General features: G+C 62.9%; 13 protein-coding genes. 10 read left to right on the forward strand and 3 right to left on the reverse strand.

Going from position 1 to position 16,235, the window contains the following annotated elements; translation table 11 throughout:
* Window positions 1–5: 5 nt before the first annotated feature.
* From ACTNBZ_RS01345 to ACTNBZ_RS01385, 9 genes are all read left to right on the forward strand, one after another.
* Window positions 6–1,082: a BMP family protein gene (locus tag ACTNBZ_RS01345; RefSeq protein WP_441207835.1), complete on the forward strand. Its 1,077-nt coding sequence runs from the start codon at window positions 6–8 to the stop codon at window positions 1,080–1,082.
* A gap of 182 nt (window positions 1,083–1,264) precedes the next feature.
* Window positions 1,265–2,800 (forward strand): ABC transporter ATP-binding protein, encoded by a 1,536-nt coding sequence (locus ACTNBZ_RS01350; RefSeq protein ID WP_441207836.1) that lies wholly within the window; start codon window positions 1,265–1,267, stop codon window positions 2,798–2,800.
* A complete protein-coding gene (locus ACTNBZ_RS01355) occupies window positions 2,797–3,906 on the forward strand; it encodes an ABC transporter permease (protein WP_441207837.1) in 1,110 nt (369 codons plus the stop codon). Before ACTNBZ_RS01350 ends, ACTNBZ_RS01355 begins: the two co-directional genes overlap by 4 nt.
* A 4-nt stretch (window positions 3,907–3,910) precedes the next feature.
* Complete coding sequence (locus ACTNBZ_RS01360) at window positions 3,911–4,828, forward strand: ABC transporter permease (protein WP_441207838.1); 918 nt, start codon at window positions 3,911–3,913, stop codon at window positions 4,826–4,828.
* A 1-nt stretch (window position 4,829) separates the two neighbouring features.
* Window positions 4,830–5,741: a RibD family protein gene (locus tag ACTNBZ_RS01365; RefSeq protein WP_441207839.1), complete on the forward strand. Its 912-nt coding sequence runs from the start codon at window positions 4,830–4,832 to the stop codon at window positions 5,739–5,741.
* A gap of 39 nt (window positions 5,742–5,780) precedes the next feature.
* Window positions 5,781–6,410, forward strand: a complete 630-nt coding sequence (locus ACTNBZ_RS01370; RefSeq protein WP_441207840.1) for a flavodoxin family protein — start codon at window positions 5,781–5,783, stop codon at window positions 6,408–6,410.
* A 5-nt stretch (window positions 6,411–6,415) separates the two neighbouring features.
* The gene (locus tag ACTNBZ_RS01375; protein WP_441207841.1) at window positions 6,416–7,762 is read left to right on the forward strand and encodes an amidohydrolase family protein; all 1,347 of its coding nucleotides are present in this window, start codon (window positions 6,416–6,418) and stop codon (window positions 7,760–7,762) included.
* A 37-nt stretch (window positions 7,763–7,799) separates the two neighbouring features.
* Window positions 7,800–9,131, forward strand: a complete 1,332-nt coding sequence (locus ACTNBZ_RS01380) for a UbiD family decarboxylase (RefSeq protein WP_441207842.1) — start codon at window positions 7,800–7,802, stop codon at window positions 9,129–9,131.
* 45 nt (window positions 9,132–9,176) lie between these two features.
* Complete coding sequence (locus ACTNBZ_RS01385; RefSeq protein WP_441207843.1) at window positions 9,177–9,779, forward strand: UbiX family flavin prenyltransferase; 603 nt, start codon at window positions 9,177–9,179, stop codon at window positions 9,777–9,779.
* A gap of 124 nt (window positions 9,780–9,903) precedes the next feature.
* Here ACTNBZ_RS01385 and clpB read toward each other — a convergent pair whose 3' ends face one another.
* Together clpB and ACTNBZ_RS01395 are read right to left on the reverse strand one after the other, a co-directional pair.
* The gene (gene clpB, locus ACTNBZ_RS01390; protein ID WP_441207844.1) at window positions 9,904–12,531 is read right to left on the reverse strand and encodes an ATP-dependent chaperone ClpB; all 2,628 of its coding nucleotides are present in this window, start codon (window positions 12,529–12,531) and stop codon (window positions 9,904–9,906) included.
* A 148-nt stretch (window positions 12,532–12,679) separates the two neighbouring features.
* The gene (locus ACTNBZ_RS01395; protein WP_441207845.1) at window positions 12,680–13,108 is read right to left on the reverse strand and encodes an Hsp20/alpha crystallin family protein; all 429 of its coding nucleotides are present in this window, start codon (window positions 13,106–13,108) and stop codon (window positions 12,680–12,682) included.
* Window positions 13,109–13,460: 352 nt separating this feature from the next.
* On the opposite strand from ACTNBZ_RS01395, the gene ACTNBZ_RS01400 reads away from it, so the two are divergent.
* Window positions 13,461–14,840: an MATE family efflux transporter gene (locus tag ACTNBZ_RS01400; protein ID WP_441207846.1), complete on the forward strand. Its 1,380-nt coding sequence runs from the start codon at window positions 13,461–13,463 to the stop codon at window positions 14,838–14,840.
* Window positions 14,841–15,059: 219 nt separating this feature from the next.
* Here the strand turns inward: ACTNBZ_RS01400 and ACTNBZ_RS01405 are convergent, their stop codons facing one another.
* Complete coding sequence (locus ACTNBZ_RS01405; RefSeq protein ID WP_441207847.1) at window positions 15,060–16,229, reverse strand: iron-containing alcohol dehydrogenase; 1,170 nt, start codon at window positions 16,227–16,229, stop codon at window positions 15,060–15,062.
* Between the last annotated feature and the right edge of the window lie 6 nt (window positions 16,230–16,235).

Here is a 16,235-nt window from a genome sequence, read left to right on the forward strand (position 1 = left end):
AACACATGAAATTCAAGAAACTGGTCACCGGCCTGCTTACCAGCGCCATGCTCATCACCATGCTGGCCGCCTGCGGCGGCGGATCCTCTTCCACCCCCACCCCCTCCAAGGCGCCCGACGCCTCTCAGGCTCCCACCGCGGAGTCCCAGGCTCCCTCCGGCGAGGCCTACAAGGTCGCCATGCTGCTGACCGGCTACATCAACGACGCCGGCTGGTGCCAGTCCGCCTATGAGGGACTGAAGCTGGCTGAGGAGGAATTCGGCATCGAGCCTGCCTACACCGAGGCCATTCCCCAGCCCGATTTCGAGGCTGTGATGCGCGACTACGCCGATCAGGGCTATGACATGGTCATCTGCGTGGGCAACGAGTTCTCCGATGCCGCTCTGGCCGTGGCCCCCTCCTTCCCCGACGTGAAGTTCGCCGTCATGAACGGCAACAGCGCCGCTGAGCCCAACGTGGGCGCCTACCGCTTCAACACCCCCGAGTCCGGCTTCGTGGCCGGCGCTCTGGCCGCCATGTACTCTGAGAGCGGCACCGTGGGCGTGGTGGCCGGCTCCACCTCCCCCCACATTAAGGACGCTGCCGAGGCCTTCGGCGTGGGCGCCAAGTACATCAACCCCGACATCAATGTCCTCATCGGCTACACCGAGACCATGACCGATATCGCCAAGGGCAAGGAGATGGGCATGGCCTTCATTGAGCAGGGCGCCGACGTCCTGTGCGCCAACGCCAACTCCGCCTCCCTGGGCGTCATCGACGCTGCCAAGGAGAAGGGCATCAAGCACATCGGCTACATCAGCGACCAGTACGACGTGGCCCCCGAGACCGTCATGGTCTCCCTGATCCAGAGCAACCCCTTCATGATCCGCTCCATCGTTGAGGCCGGCGTGAACGGCACCTTCGAGCCCAAGCTGAACCTGTTCGGCATGAAGGAGGGCGCCCTGTATCTGAGCGACTTCCACGGCAATGACTCCAAGCTGACTGCCGACCAGCTGGCCAAGCTGGATGAGATCATCAACGGCATCAAGGACGGCTCCCTGAAGTCCGCCGGCGTGGTACCCAAGTCCTCCTTCGAGAAGTAAGGAAAGGAACTGATCTGAACCCAGGCGGCAGACCCATTGCCTTTTTAAGACAAATGCCGGGCGTACGGTCTGAGAGCGTTTTCTCGGGCCGTACGCCCCCCTGTTACCCACAGCACCCGCCGGAGCAGCCCGTCCGCGGACATTGTCCTCAAACCGCAAACGATCAGGAGGAATGAGAAACCATGGGAGAAAAGATTCTGGAGATGAGAAACGTCACCAAGCGTTTTGGGACCCTCGTCGCCAATAACAAGGTCAATTTCGACCTGGAAAAGGGAGAGGTACACGCTCTGCTGGGTGAGAACGGCGCGGGCAAGACCACTCTGATGAACTGCCTGTACGGCATCTACAGCCAGGAGGAGGGCGAGATCCTGCTGAACGGTCAGCCCCTCCATCTCAGCGGACCCAGGGACGCCATCGCCCACAACATCGGCATGGTGCACCAGCACTTCATGCTGGTCCCGCCTCTGACCGTGCTGCAGAACATCGTTCTGGGCCAGGAGTGCAAGATCACACCCATGAAGCTGGACCAGGCCCGGAAGGACGTGGAGGAGCTGTGCCGCAAGTACAACTTCCAGCTGGAGCTGGACAGCAAGGTGGCCGACCTGTCGGTGGGCGCGCAGCAGCGCGTGGAGCTGGTGAAGGCCCTCTACCGGGGCGCCGACATCCTGATCCTGGACGAACCCACCGCCGTGCTGACCCCCAACGAGGTGGAAGGCCTCTTTGACAGCCTGAGCCAGTTCGTGGCCCAGGGCAAATCCATCATCATCATCTCCCACAAGCTGTGGGAGGTCAAGCGCATCTCCAACCGTGTCACCGTTCTGCGCAGCGGCGCGGCGGTGGCCACTGTAAACACCGCGGACGTGGAAGAGTCCGACCTGGCCGACATGATGGTGGGCCGCAAGGTGACTCTGGAGTATGACAAGACTCCCGTCAAGTCCCAGGAACTGATTTTTGAGATGAAGAATGTCAGTGTGGACACCGGACACCGGGCGTCCTCGCTGAAAAACATATCCATGTGCATCCACAAGGGCGAGATCGTGGGCATCGCCGGCGTGGACGGCAACGGCCAGCTGGAGCTGTCCGAGACCGTTATGGGCCTGCGGAACGTGCAGTCCGGCCAGGTATTCTTCGATGGCGAAGAGATCACCCATATGCCCACGCGCCACCGCATCGAGAAGGGCTTTGCCCATATCCCCGAGGAGCGCATGACCCAGGGCCTGGTGATGAACTTCTCGGCCAGCGAGAACATGGTCATCAACTGCTATGACCGCCCGCCCTTTACCAAAAACCATATCTTCGACAGCAGGGCCGTGAAGGAAAACGGCAAAAAGCTGGTGGAAGAGTACGACGTGCGTCCCCGCAATCCCGAGGCGCTGGCCCGCTCCTTCTCGGGCGGCAACCAGCAGAAGATCATTATCGCCCGGGAGATCTCCCAGAACCCCAAGCTGGTGGTGGCCGTCCAGCCTACCCGCGGCCTGGACATCGGCGCCAGCCAGTTCGTGCACACCAAGCTGCTGGAGAGCAAGGAGAAGGGCGCCGGTGTGCTGGTCATCTCGGCCGACCTGGATGAGGTACTGGCCGTGTCCGACCGGGTGCTGGTCATCAACGAGGGCGAGATCATGGGCGAGTTCGTCCCCGGCACCATCAGCTACGGCGAGATCGGACTGATGATGGGCGGTACCAGGCTGGAAACCAAGAAGGAGGGAGATCCCGCATGAGCTTCAATGTAGGAAACAAGGAAGTGCACATCCAGCGGAAAAAGGCTGCGGACAGCCCCTTCCTGCAGCAGCTTCTGGGCCTGGGTCTGGCGCTGCTGCTGGTGCTGGCGGTCACTTCCATTATCATCGCCACGTCGGGCAAGTCCCCGCTGGCCGCGTTCCAGTGCATGATCAAGGGCGCCTTCGGCACCAAAAACAGCGTGGCTGAGACCCTCATCAAGACCGTTCCCCTGCTGCTGGCCGGTCTGGGCCTGACCATCTGCTACCGCACCGGCCTGACCTCCCTGGGGTCTGAGGGCCAGATCATCATGGGCGGCCTGATGGCCACCATCGTGGGCGTATATATGGGCGGCCTGCCCAGCCCCGTGCTCATCCCCCTGTGCTTCATCGCCGGCATGATCGGCGGCGGACTGTGGGCCGCCATCGCCGGCGTCCTCAAGGCCAGGCTGGGAGTCAGCGAGATCATCAACACCATCATGCTCAACTACGTCGCCACCTACCTGGTGGGCTACCTCATCGACGGTCCCCTGCAGGAGGAGACCGGCTTCTATCCCCAGTCCGACCTGCTGAGCCAGAACGCCTGGCTGCCCAGCATTCTCCAGGGCACCCGGCTGAATATCGGTATCGTTGTGGCCCTGGTGGGCGCCGTGGTGGTCTATTTCCTGCTGTGGAAGCTGCCTCTGGGCTACCAGATGCGGGCCGTGGGCAACAACCCCATCGCTGCCCGCACCAACGGCATCAAGGTGGCCAAGAACATGGTCATGGCCATGGTGCTCTCCGGCGTGTTCGCCGGTCTGGCCGGCGCCATCGAGATCACCGGCATCCATCACCGCCTGATGAACGGCTTTAGCTCCAGCTATGGCTTTGACGCCATGGCCGTGGCTCTGCTGGGCGGCCTGCATCCCGCCGGCGTCACCGTGGCGGCCCTCTTCTTCGGCGCGCTGCGCACCGGCGCCAACACCATGCAGCGTACCCTGCAGGTGCCGGTCTCTCTGGTCAACATCATCCAGGGCCTGGTGATCCTCTTCGTGCTGATGCAGGCGATCCTGCGCAACTTCACCCTGAAGATCTTCACCCGCGGCAAGAGCAAAGTGAAGGAGGCATAAGCAGATGGATATTCTCAGCGGATTCCTGGAGGCCATGGTCCGTATGGCCTGCCCCATTATGCTGGCCAGCCTGGGCGCGGTCTTTACCGCCCGCAGCGGCATCATCAACTTCGCCATGGAAGGCATCATGATCATGGGCGCCTTCTTCGGCGTGTATGGCTCCTATATGACGGGCAACCCCTGGGTGGGCGCCGTGCTCGGCATGCTGGGCGGTCTGGCCGCGGCAATGGTCCTGGGCGTCATGAGCATCTCGGTCAAGGTGGACCAGGTGGTGGCGGGCACCGGCATCAATGTGCTCTTCCTGGGCCTGACCAGCTACCTCTTCACCGTCATGTATCCCAACGGCCAGCCCTCCTCCGTCACCGGCTTCCCCTCCCTGGAGATCCCCGTGCTCTCCGCCATTCCCGGCATCGGCGGCATTTTTCGCCAGAACCTGCTGACCTATCTGGCCTATCTGATGGTGCCTGTGCTGTGGTACATCCTCAACCGGACCACCTTCGGCCTGTGCCTGCGCTCCGTGGGCGAGCAGCCCCACGCCGCTGACTCCCTGGGCATCAACGTGGACAGAATGCGCTATATCGCCATCGTGATTTCCGGCCTGCTGGGCGGCCTGGGCGGCGCGGCCCTTTCCCTTGGCCAGGTCTCCGTGTTCATGGAGAACATGACCTCCGGCCGTGGCTACGTGGCCTGGTCCGCCGTTACCGTGGGCAAGTGGAACCCCTTCGGCATCATGGGCGCGTCCCTGCTCTTCGGCGGCGCCGAGGCGGTGCAGCTGCGCCTGCAGGCCATCGGCATCGAGATCCCCCACCAGTTCACCCAGATGCTGCCCTACCTGCTGACCATGATCGTGCTGGCCGGTGTGGTGGGCAAGACCGTCGGCCCCAAGGCCATGGGCAAGCCCTTCGTGAAGGGAGAGCGCTGATATGGCCTTTTCCGCAGACGATATGAAATTTCCCACCGTCTGCCCGAATCCGGAGCTCCTCGCCGCCCTGACGGCGGGGAGCTCTCTCCGGACTCCGGACAAAGTGCGCCGGGTGATGGGTGAGCTGGTGTTCCCCCAGCCCCCGGAGGAGCGGCCCTATCTGTACGGCTGCATGGTGCTCTCCTTTGACGGAAAGATGGGCTTTCCCGACGATCCCGAGGGCACGCTCATTTCCAAGGAAAACCGGTTTGACCCCGTGGGCGGCAAGACCGACTTCTGGATCATGAACGTCTGCCGGGCCTACGCCGACGCGGTGATCCTGGGTACCGGCACCCTGAAGGCCCGGATGCACAAGGTGTGGTATGCCGAGGTCTCCGATCCCGACCTGGTGGAGGCCCGGCCCGGCCTGGGCAAGCGCACCGGCCAGCCCCTGAACATCGTGGCCTCCATCGACGGGCGTGACGTGCCCATGGAGCACGCCACCTTCTCCCTGGAGGAAAAGCCCCTTATCATGACCTCCCTGCCCGGCTGGCGCTATCTGGAGGAGCACATGCCCCAGCCGGTGCGCCTGGTGGACAGCCCCCGGGACCTGACCGCCGACCAGAGCGTCATCCAGGTGCTGGCGGCGGGAGAGGACCAGCCCGACACGGCGGCCCTTCTGAAGCTGCTGCGGGCGTGCGGCGTGAACTACGTGTCAGTGGAGGCGCCGGGCTACATCTGGCAGCTCATCCGGGAGGGGTTCCTGGATGAGTACATGCTCAACTACTCCGGCGTCATGGCCGGCGGGAATACCGCTCTGGGCACCTGGGCGGGACAGACCGTGGCCAGCCATCCCCACGCGGCCCTGCTCAGCGTGGGCTGGCATAAGGGGTTCCTCTATACCCGGCAGAAGCTCCTCTACGACAACATGTGACGCGCCCCGCTCATCCAAGAGAGAAAGGAAAGTGGATCTATGGTTAAGATCGTTGGACTCTGCGCCAGCCCCCGGAAGAGCGCGAGTGAATATGTGACCGAGCAGTGCCTGGCCGCCATCCGGGAGGCCTTCCCCGACGTGGAGACCGAGCTGGTCTCGGTCCGGGGCAAGAAGATCGCCGCCTGCACCGACTGCGGCTACTGCAAGCGGGAAAAGACCTGGTGCTGCATCAAGGACGACATGCAGCCGCTCTTTGAGAAGATCATCGAGGCAGACGGCATCCTGGTGGTGTCTCCGGTCTACGTGATGACCGCCACCCCCCAGCTCCACGCCATCTGTTCCCGGATGCGCCCCGCCATGCACTGCTATCCCGGCATGCTGCGCAACAAATTCGCCGCGGCGGTGGCTGTGGGCGGCACCCGCAACGGCGGACAGGAGACCACCATCAACGACATCATCCAGCTCTTCGGCACCCGTGCCATCAACATCGTGACCAACGAGTCCGGCGGCTACACCGGCGGTAAGGTCTGGTCCCAGGATCAGGGTGCCGAGGGCGCTGCCGCCGACACCATCGGCATGAAGACCGCCACCGACCTGGCCAAGAAGCTGGCCGAGGTGTGCGTCATCTACGCCAAGGGCAAGGAAGCCCTTGCGGCGGAAAAGGGATGATGGGCATGAAGCAGGCATGGGTCCATGTACATATCGTCACGGTGGACCGGGAGGACCGGGTCTTTCCCGACGGCGGTATCCTCTATGAGGACGGTGTCATCCGCGCCGTAGGGGAGAGTGCTGAGATCGAGCGCCTGGCCCTGGAGCAGGGCGCTGAGATCAGAGATGGGGCGGGCAAATACCTCTTCCCCGGCCTCATCAACACCCACACCCACCTCTACCAGGAGCTGACCAAGGGCCGGGGCAGCGACCTGAGCCTGGAGGACTGGTTCCCCAAGGCCATGGCCCCGGTGGGCGCCGCTCTGCGGGAGCGGCATATGGAGGCCGGCGTGGAGCTGGGCCTGCTGGAGGCTGTCCGCAGCGGCACCACCACGGTGGCCGACTACATGCAGCACCAGCCCATCCCCGGCCTGGGCATCGTGGAGCTGGATGCAGCCCAGAAGCTGGGCGTGCGCATGGTCTACGGCCGGGGCTACCGGGACATCGGCCGGCCTGAGGTCATCGAGACGCCGGAGAAGATCTTTGCCGACGTGGATGACCTGCGCGGCCGCTATGAGTCCGGCGACGGTATGATCACGGTCTGGCTGGCCCCCGCGGCCAGCTGGGGCCTGAGTGACGGCCTCATGCGGGCTACCCGGCAGTATGCCGACGCCAACCATATGCCCATCATGATGCACCTCTTCGAGACCGGCAGCGACGATGCGGGCAGCCGGGAGCGCTTCGGCAAGCCCGCCATTGAGTGGTTTGAGGAGGCCGGACTGCTGGGCAGCGACCTGCTGGCCGTCCACTCGGTGGCCCTGGGCGAGGAAGAGCTTGCCAAATACCGGGAATATGGTATCATGGTATCCTACAACCCGGTGTCCAATATGTACCTTGCCTCCGGCGTGGCCCCCATCCGGCGTCTGCTGGACATGGGGCTCACCGTGGGCCTGGGTACCGACGGCGCCGGTTCCAACAACAGCAACGACATGATCGAGGCCATGAAGTCGGGCGCCCTGCTGCAGAAGGCCTTCTCCCGGGATCCCCGGAGCCTGACTGCCCCCGAGGCACTGCGCATGGCCACCATCGAGGCCGCCCGCAGCCTGCGCATTGACCACCTGGTGGGCTCCATCGAGGTGGGAAAGCGGGCCGACTTCTTCCTGTACGATCCCATGCGCAGCGTCAAGTCCTGCCCGGTGTGCGGCGATATCACCGCCACCCTGGTCTACTCCGGCGACTGCCAGGGGGTGGACACGGTGGTGGTCAACGGCCGTACCCTTCTCTCCGGCGGTGTCTTTACCCAGGCCGACGAGGCGGGTATTCTGGCCCGGGCCCGGGATATGGCGGAGGATCTGGCCCGCTGCATTTCCTGATATGATTTTCAATGCGTAAAAAGGAGCTTTGTGACCGATGAATGAGATTTACGATCTGAACAGCTATATGAAGGCGCTGGAGGAGCACAACCTGCTCTTCACCGCCAGGAAGGAAGTGGACTGGAACCACGAGGTGGGTTCGGTCATCGCCACCCTGGAGCCCAGCGGCCGGGCGGCCTACTTCCCCCAGGTCAAGGACAAGGAGTTTGGCATCTGCGGCAACATGCTGGGGTCCATGGACTCCATCGCCGTGGCCCTGGGCTGCGCCAAGGAGGAGATTACCGACTTCCTGGCCGATAAGCTGGAGCATCCCATCAAGCCCCGTGTGGTGGACAAGGCCCCCTGCCAGGAGAACGTGCTCACCGGTGACGCCATCGACATGAACCGCCTGCCTGTGCCCATCCACGCCCCCAAGGACGGCGGCCCCATCATTACCGGCGGCGTCATCGTCTCCAAGGAGCTCAACGGCACCCGCCAGAACCTGTCCTTCCAGCGGATGCATGTCAAGGGCAAGGACAAGATCAGCATTATGATCAACGAGTGGCGGCACCTGAAGGAGTTCTACGACGAGGCTGAGGCCCAGGGCAAGGCCCTGCCCATCGCCGTGGCCATCGGCGCCGACCCGGTGGTCTACGTGGGCGCCGGACTGCGCTATGACGGAGACGAGATGGAGATCGCCGGCGCCATCCGCGGCCGCCCCATGGACGTGGTGAAGTGTATCACCAACGACATCTATGTGCCCGCTGAGGCCCAGTTCATCATCGAGGGCGAGATCCTGCCCAACCAGCGTGAGCTGGAGGGCCCCCTGGGCGAGTTCACCGGCCACTACTCCGCCCCCTGGAACTCCCCCATCATCCACGTCACCGCCATCACTCACCGGAACAACGCCATCTATCAGACCATCAACGGCGCCTCCTTCGAGCATATCAACCTGGGCAACGTGCTGCCCCGTGAGCCGCTGATCAAGAACTTTACCACCTATGTGAGCAAGGGCGTCATCAACGTGCATATCCCACCCTACGGCTCCGGCTTCCTGGCCCTGGTCCGGCTGAAGAAGAAGAACCCCGGCGAGCCCAAGAACGTGGCTCTGGCCGCCCTGATGTCCTACGTGAACATCAAGAACGTCATCGTGGTGGACGAGGACGTGGATATCTACGAGCCCTCCGACGTGATGTGGGCCCTGTCCAACCGGGTGGTGCCCGAGAAGGACATCTCCTTCATCCACAACGCCCAGGGTCATGAGCTGGATCCCTGCTCCGACGAGCGGGGCGTGCAGACCAAGATGATCATCGACGCCACCCTCAGCGACGAGAGCCGCTGCCTGGAGCGGGTGCGCTACCCCAAGGTCAACCTGAAGGACTACCAGTAAACAGAGCGGAGCCAGGCGGACGGCCCAGCTCCGGAGGAGGAGAACATGGGAAAATACATCGTGGGCATCACCGGCGCCACCGGTTCCCTCTATGCCGACCGGGTCATCCGGAAGCTGCTGAACATGGGCCATGAGGTCCACCTGTGCATCACCTCGGCCGGACAGCTGGTGGCCCGCAGCGAGCTGGACTGGGCCTGGGAGGACGGGGCCGCTCCGGCGGAGATCGAGGCTGCCCTTCAGGAGTACTATGGCAGCACCGCCCTGCGATACTATGACCTTCACGCCATCGGCGCCCGTATCGCCAGCGGTTCCTTCCGCACCGACGGCATGGTGGTGGTGCCCTGCTCCATGGGCACCTTGTCCGCCATCGCCAACGGCGCCTCCCACAATCTGCTGGAGCGGGCGGCCGACGTGGTGCTCAAGGAGCGGGGAAGGCTGGTGCTGGTGGCACGGGAAACTCCCTTCAACACCATCCATCTGCAAAACATGCTCACCCTCTCCCAGTGCGGCGCGGTCATCATGCCCGCATGCCCCTCTTTCTACAACAAGCCCGCCTCGCTGGAGGAGCTGGCCGATTTCTTTGCCGCCCGTGTACTGGACCAGATGGGCCTCCACGACGACACCATCCGCCGCTGGGACGGCATCTGAAAAACAGCAAACAGGCCCCCGCGGACAAAGTCCGCGGGGGCCTGAAGTTTTTAAACGGGGTGAGATGCGGCGCCCTGTGGGGGCGTAGGGCAGGGCGCCCTCGCCCCGCCGGGGCCAAGACCTGTCAGGAGACGATCTCGCCGGTGAGGACGGTCCTGCTGTCCACGGTGAGCTGGCCGTCCCGGACGTCCACCGTGATGGTGTCGCCGGGCTGGACCTGGTCGGCGATGATGCGCCGGCTGATGAGGGTCTCCACCGTGTGCTGCAGGTAGCGGCGCAGGGGACGGGCGCCGTAGATGGGGTCGTAGGCGGCGTCGATGATGAACTGCTTGGCCGCCGGGGTGAGGGCGCAGGAGAGCTGCTTGTCGCCCAGGCGCTGGTTGATCTCGCCCACCATCAGGTCGATGATGTGGGTGATGTTGTCCCGGGTCAGGGGCTTATAGAACACGATCTCGTCCAGACGGTTCAGGAACTCAGGCCGGAAGGAGCGCTTGAGCAGCTCGTTGACCTGATCCCTGGCCTCTTCCGCGATCTCGCCGTCGGCTCCGATGCCGTCCAGCAGGAACTGGGAGCCCAGATTGGAGGTCAGGATGATGATGGTGTTCTTGAAATCCACGGTGCGGCCTTGACTATCCGTAATACGGCCGTCATCCAATACCTGAAGTAATACATTAAACACGTCGGGATGGGCCTTTTCCACCTCATCGAAGAGGATGACGGAGTAGGGCTTGCGCCGCACCGCCTCGGTGAGCTGGCCGCCCTCCTCGTAGCCCACATATCCGGGAGGGGCGCCGATGAGCCGGGAGACGCTGAACTTCTCCATATACTCGCTCATGTCGATGCGCACCAGATTCTTCTCGGAGTCGAACAGGGCCTCGGCCAGGGCCTTGGCAAGCTCCGTCTTGCCCACGCCGGTGGGGCCCAGGAAGAGGAAGGAGCCGATGGGCCGGTCGGGGCTGGCGATGCCGGCCCGGCTGCGGAGGATGGACTCGGAGACAAGGCGCACCGCCTCGTCCTGGCCCACTACCCGCTGGTGGAGGATGTCCTCCAGGTGGAGGAGCTTTTCCCGCTCGCCCTCCATCAGCTTGGACACGGGGATGCCGGTCCACCGCTCAATGATGCGGGCGATCTCCTCCTCGGTGACCTTGTCCCGCAGCAGGGAGGACTCCTTGCCCTGCTGGGCGTAGCCCTCCTCGATCTCAAGCTGCTTTTTCAGCTCGGGGATCCTGCCGTACTGGAGCTCGGCCGCGCGGTTCAGGTCATACTCCCGCTGGGCCTTTTCCAGAGCGGCGTTGGCCTCCTCCAGCTCGGCACGGAGCTGCTGGACCTTGCCGATGGCGTTCTTCTCGTTCTCCCACTGGGCCTTCTTGGCGTTGAACTCGTCCCGCATCTCGGCCAGCTCCTTCTGGATTTCGGCCAGGTGCTCCCTGGAGAGGGCGTCGTCCTCCTTCTTGAGGGCAGCCTCCTCGATCTCGTGCTGGATGATCTTGCGCTGGATCACGTCCAGCTCGGTGGGCATGGAGTCGATCTCGGTACGGATCATGGCGCAGGCCTCGTCGATGAGGTCGATGGCCTTGTCAGGGAGGAAACGGTCGGTGATATAGCGGTTGGAGAGGGTGGCGGCGGCGATGATGGCGCCGTCCTGGATCTTGACGCCGTGAAAGACCTCGTACCGCTCCTTCAGGCCGCGGAGGATGGCGATGGTGTCCTCCACCGTGGGCTCATTGACAGTGACGGGCTGGAAGCGGCGCTCCAGAGCGGCGTCCTTCTCAATATACTGCCGGTACTCGTTGAGGGTGGTGGCGCCGATGCAGTGGAGCTCGCCCCGGGCCAGCATGGGCTTTAAGAGGTTGCCCGCGTCCATGGCGCCCTCGGTTTTGCCGGCGCCCACGATGGTGTGCAGCTCGTCGATGAAGAGGATGATGCGGCCCTCGGACTTTTTGACCTCGTTGAGGACGGCCTTCAGCCGTTCCTCAAACTCGCCCCGGTACTTGGCGCCGGCGATCAGGCTGCCCATGTCCAGGGCGAAGATGGTCTTGTCCTTCAGAGAGGCGGGCACATCCCCCTTCACGATGCGCTGGGCCAGCCCCTCGGCGATGGCGGTTTTGCCCACGCCGGGCTCGCCGATCAAAACCGGGTTATTCTTGGCCTTGCGGCTCAGGATGCGGATGACGTTGCGAATCTCGTCATCCCGGCCGATGACCGGGTCCAGCTTGTTCTGCCGGGCCCGCTCCACCAGGTCGGAGCCGTACTTTTTCAGGGCGTCATAGGTCTCCTCCGGGTTGTCGCTGGTCACCCGCTGGTTGCCCCGGACGCCGGAGAGCGCCAGGAGGATGCCCTCATGGGTGATGTTATAGGTGCGGAAGAGCTCCTTCAGGGACCGGCCCGCGGTATCCACCAGGGCCAGGAGCAGATGCTCCACCGACACATACTCGTCCTTCATGCCCGCGGCGATGGACTCGGCGGCATTGAGGGCCTGATCCACATCCTGGGCCACGTACACCTTGCCCTGCTCCCGGCCGGAGCCGGAGACCCGGGGCAGCTTCTCCACCTCGGCCTTGACGGCGGCGGCAAAGGAGGGGACGGTGATGCCCATGTTCCCCAGCAGCTGGGGCACCAGGCCGTTCTCGGCCTGCAGCAGGGCCAGCAGGATATGGACCTGCTCGATCTGCTGGTTGCCGTACTCTGTGGCGATGGACTGGGAGGCCTGGATGGCCTCCAGGGATTTCTGGGTATATTTCTGAGCGTTCATAGACGCGTTCACATCCTTTCAAATGGGGAATGCAGGGGTGGGCCGAAGCTCCGCCCCAGAAAAGAATACCCCCGGCGGGGCGTAAAAGCAAGGGGGCGCAAACGAAAGAGGAGCCGGCCAGCGAGAGCTGGCCGGCTCCTGCTGACCGTCAGTCGATGGCGATCCGCTTGGCCTCGGGCACCGCGGGCTTGACCTTGGGAAGAGTCAGCTCCAGAATGCCGTTTTTGTAGGCGGCGGTGATGCCGCTCTCATCAATACCGGAGACGTCGAAGCTGCGGGAGAAGGAGCCGTACCGGCGCTCCCGGCGGATATACTGGCCCTTGGAGTCCTTCTCCTCGCTGGTCTCGCGGTGCTCGGCGGAGATGGTGAGGATGCCCTCCTTCAGGTCCAGGCGGATGTCCTCCTTCTCAAAGCCGGGGAGCTCGGCCTCCAGCACATACTGGTCGCCGGCGTCCCGGATATCGGTGCGGAAGGCGGGGAGACTGGTGTTGTTCTCGCCAAAGAATTTACGCTGGAAGTTATCAAAGGTGTCAAAGAAATTGTCGTTGCCGCGCTCGAACGGAAGCATACCAAACATAGTGATCTCTCCTTTATCCATTGCGGATGATGATTGGGACGGGGTTAGCAGTCTGACGCGAAGTGTGCTATTCATAGGGAAATATTCATCCTTTCGTCCTCATTCAGAGGAGGAACAGCGCCTTGACTTGCCGCCCTCATCTCTCTTTGTTGTCTCCAGTATAGGGCCGGATTATGAACAAATATACAAAAGAATATGTCTGAATTGTAAACATTAGCACTCTTGCAATACGAGTGCTAAAACGAGCGGAAAGCGAAGATACCCTTTACGGGAAGTAAAACTTGCGCTATACTGGGGCCTGCGCGCGCCTGCCGGGCGCGGAGATGGAGAGAAAGAGAGGCGCTTATCACCCATGAGACGGACCAACGACCTGGGAAACGACCCGGTCTTTCCGCTGGTGCTGCATCTGGCGGTGCCCACCATGCTGGCCCAGCTGGTCAGCGTGCTCTACAGCATCGTGGACCGCATCTATATCGGCAATATCCCGGCGGCGGGCGGACTGGCCCTGGCCGGGGTGGGGGTGTGCGGCCCCATCGTGACCCTGCTCTCCTCCTTTGCCAGCCTGGTGGGCCTGGGGGGCAGCCCCATCATGGCCATGCGGATGGGGGAGGGGCGGAAGGAGGAGGCGCGGCGTGTCCTGAACAACTGCTTCCTCATGCTCCTGGTCCTCTCGGCAGCGCTGACCGTCTCCTTTCTGCTGGTGAAGGACAAACTCCTCATGTGGTTCGGCGCCAGTGAGGCCACATTCGCCTATGCCGATCCCTATCTGACCATCTACACGGCGGGGACCTTCTTCGCGCTGATGGCCGCGGGCATGAACAGCTTTCTCATCTGCCAGGGCTTCTCGGGAATGGGAATGGCTACGGTGGTGCTGGGGGCGGGGCTCAATATCGCCCTGGACCCGGTGTTTATCTTTGCGCTGGACATGGGAGTGGCGGGGGCCGCCGTGGCCACCGTGCTCTCCCAGGCGGCTTCCTGTGCCTTTGTGCTGTGGGCCCTGCTGCGGCGGAGCATGCCGGTGCCCCTGGGGTGGGGCGGCTTTGACCTGCGGGTGGTGCGGCGGGTGCTCTCCTTCGGGCTGTCCCCCTTCCTGATCATCGCCACCGACAGCGTGCTCCTCATCGTCTTAAACACTGTGCTCCAGCGGTACGGCGGGCCGGGACTGGGGGATACCCTGGTGACCTGCGCCACCATCGTGCAGAGCTACCTGCTCCTCATCACCATGCCCATGGGAGGCATGACCCTGGGCACCCAGCCGGTGGTCAGCTTCAACTACGGTGCCGGGCAGCCTGGGCGTATCAGAGAGGCCATGAGGGCCATCGTGGGCCTGTGCCTGGCCTTCTGCGCCGCCATGATGGTGGTGACCCACACCCTCTCGCCCCTCTTCGTGGGCCTTTTTACCTCTGATGCTGACGTGGCCGCCCGGTCGGTCCATTATATCAAGATCTTCACCGCCATGATATTGCCCCTGGCGGTCCAGTACCCCCTGGTGGACGAGACCACCGCTCTGGGACGGGTGCGGCAGGCCCTCTTCTGCTCCATGTTCCGCAAGAGCGTGTTTCTGGCCTGCCTGCTGCTCCTGCCCCGCTTCTTTGGGGCGGAGGCCACCTTCTTCTCCGAACCCATCGCCGACCTGGTGGCCGCCGCGGTGACCACGGTGCTGTTCCTGCGCACCTTCCCCGGCATCCTGCGGGACTGCGTCCGGACCCACAGTGCCGGCCGGACGGTGTAAGAAGAACGGGTCGCATACAAAACACTCCGCCCCTCGGGGCAGGTGTTTGTAAAACAGTGGTAGCCAAATAACATGAAATAAGCATCTGCCAGACGGGATTGCGCCTTTTTACACAGTGTGTTTTCCCTTAATAAAAAGTGGGCAGCGCCCCCTCCGCCTTGAGGCTGGAGGGGGCGCTGCGCATGCAGAGAAACAAGAGATTTTTCCGAGGGGAGCGTTTTAAAAGGCGCTGCGGAGAATTTTATATACGTCCTCCTGCAGCAGGAGCTTCGTGCCTTTAATGGGGCCCTCGCCCACGGCGCTGGCGGCCAGTTCGTTGAGCTTGTCCTCCTCAACGCCTAGTTCACGTAAGGTGGAGGGCAGCTCCAGCTTCTTGAAGAGATATTCCCGCAGAGCGGTAATGCCAGCTCGGGCCATGGCAAAAGGATCATCGCTGCAGGGAATGCCCCAGACGTTCACAGCGAAGTCGACGAAGTTGTCAACCGTCGTCTCGTCCAGTACGTACTCCATCCAGTGGGGCAAAATCACCGCGATGCCGGCCCCGTGGGGTACATTGTAGAAAGCACTGACGGTGTGCTCGATGTAGTGGGTGCTCCACTGGATGAGCTTGCCGTGGGCCAGCATGCTGTTGATGGTCAGGGTGGAAGCCCACATGATGTTTGCCCGGGCCTCATAGTTGCACGGGTCGGAAAGAACCGTGTCGGTGTAGTGGATCACCGTCTTCATCATACCTTCGGCCATACGGTTCTGCACATAGGTATCCGGGGTGTTGGCGAAGTAGACCTCCATGGCGTGGCTAATGATGTCCGCACAGCCGGCAGCCGTCTGGAAGCGGGGCACAGAGTAGGTATAGGTCGGGTCCAGAATGGCAAAGCTGGGAGTGAGCAGGTCGTTGAAGAGGTGAAGCTTCTCTTTGGTGACCAGGTTGCTGATTACGGCGGTGTGATCCATCTCAGACCCGGCGGCCGCGATAGTCAGGATGCAGCCCACAGGAAGGGCACTCTTCACCCAGTCGTTGTGTAGTACCAGATCCCAAGGGTCGCCGTCATAGCGGGCCGCCGCGGCGATGCCCTTGGCACAATCAATGGCGCTGCCGCCGCCAATGGCCAGCACCACCTCAATGCCGTCCTTACGACACAGCTTGCCGCCCTCAGCGACCGTAGTAATCACGGGGTTGGGATCTACCTGATTGAAGAGGGTGCAGGTAATCCCCGCGTCCTTCATCCGGGACAGAGCCTCCTCACAGATCTTCATCTCGGAGTCACTGCGGCGCTTGTAGGTCACAACAAGCACCCGAGTACCGTACTCCTTAACTGCATCCACTAGGGACGCGATTTGGCCCTCGCCGAAGAAGGCCTTCGTGGGAATATGGTATGTGAAGTTGAGCATGTGAAT

It is taken from the genome of Pseudoflavonifractor sp. HCP28S3_F10 (genome assembly GCF_052065415.1).
Taxonomy (GTDB): Bacteria; Bacillota; Clostridia; order Oscillospirales; family Oscillospiraceae; genus Pseudoflavonifractor_A.

Excerpts from the sequence above, each read along its gene's own strand:
- ACTNBZ_RS01395 (WP_441207845.1), bottom strand. The coding sequence starts at position 13,108 with ATGTTTGGTATGCTTCCGTTCGAGCGCGGCAACGACAATTTCTTTGAC.
- ACTNBZ_RS01345 (WP_441207835.1), top strand. The coding sequence starts at position 6 with ATGAAATTCAAGAAACTGGTCACCGGCCTGCTTACCAGCGCCATGCTC.
- ACTNBZ_RS01355 (WP_441207837.1), top strand. The coding sequence starts at position 2,797 with ATGAGCTTCAATGTAGGAAACAAGGAAGTGCACATCCAGCGGAAAAAG.
- clpB (WP_441207844.1), bottom strand. The coding sequence starts at position 12,531 with ATGAACGCTCAGAAATATACCCAGAAATCCCTGGAGGCCATCCAGGCC.
- ACTNBZ_RS01375 (WP_441207841.1), top strand. The coding sequence starts at position 6,416 with ATGAAGCAGGCATGGGTCCATGTACATATCGTCACGGTGGACCGGGAG.
- ACTNBZ_RS01360 (WP_441207838.1), top strand. The coding sequence starts at position 3,911 with ATGGATATTCTCAGCGGATTCCTGGAGGCCATGGTCCGTATGGCCTGC.
- ACTNBZ_RS01380 (WP_441207842.1), top strand. The coding sequence starts at position 7,800 with ATGAATGAGATTTACGATCTGAACAGCTATATGAAGGCGCTGGAGGAG.
- ACTNBZ_RS01400 (WP_441207846.1), top strand. The coding sequence starts at position 13,461 with ATGAGACGGACCAACGACCTGGGAAACGACCCGGTCTTTCCGCTGGTG.
- ACTNBZ_RS01385 (WP_441207843.1), top strand. The coding sequence starts at position 9,177 with ATGGGAAAATACATCGTGGGCATCACCGGCGCCACCGGTTCCCTCTAT.
- ACTNBZ_RS01365 (WP_441207839.1), top strand. The coding sequence starts at position 4,830 with ATGGCCTTTTCCGCAGACGATATGAAATTTCCCACCGTCTGCCCGAAT.
- ACTNBZ_RS01370 (WP_441207840.1), top strand. The coding sequence starts at position 5,781 with ATGGTTAAGATCGTTGGACTCTGCGCCAGCCCCCGGAAGAGCGCGAGT.
- ACTNBZ_RS01350 (WP_441207836.1), top strand. The coding sequence starts at position 1,265 with ATGGGAGAAAAGATTCTGGAGATGAGAAACGTCACCAAGCGTTTTGGG.
- ACTNBZ_RS01405 (WP_441207847.1), bottom strand. The coding sequence starts at position 16,229 with ATGCTCAACTTCACATACCATATTCCCACGAAGGCCTTCTTCGGCGAG.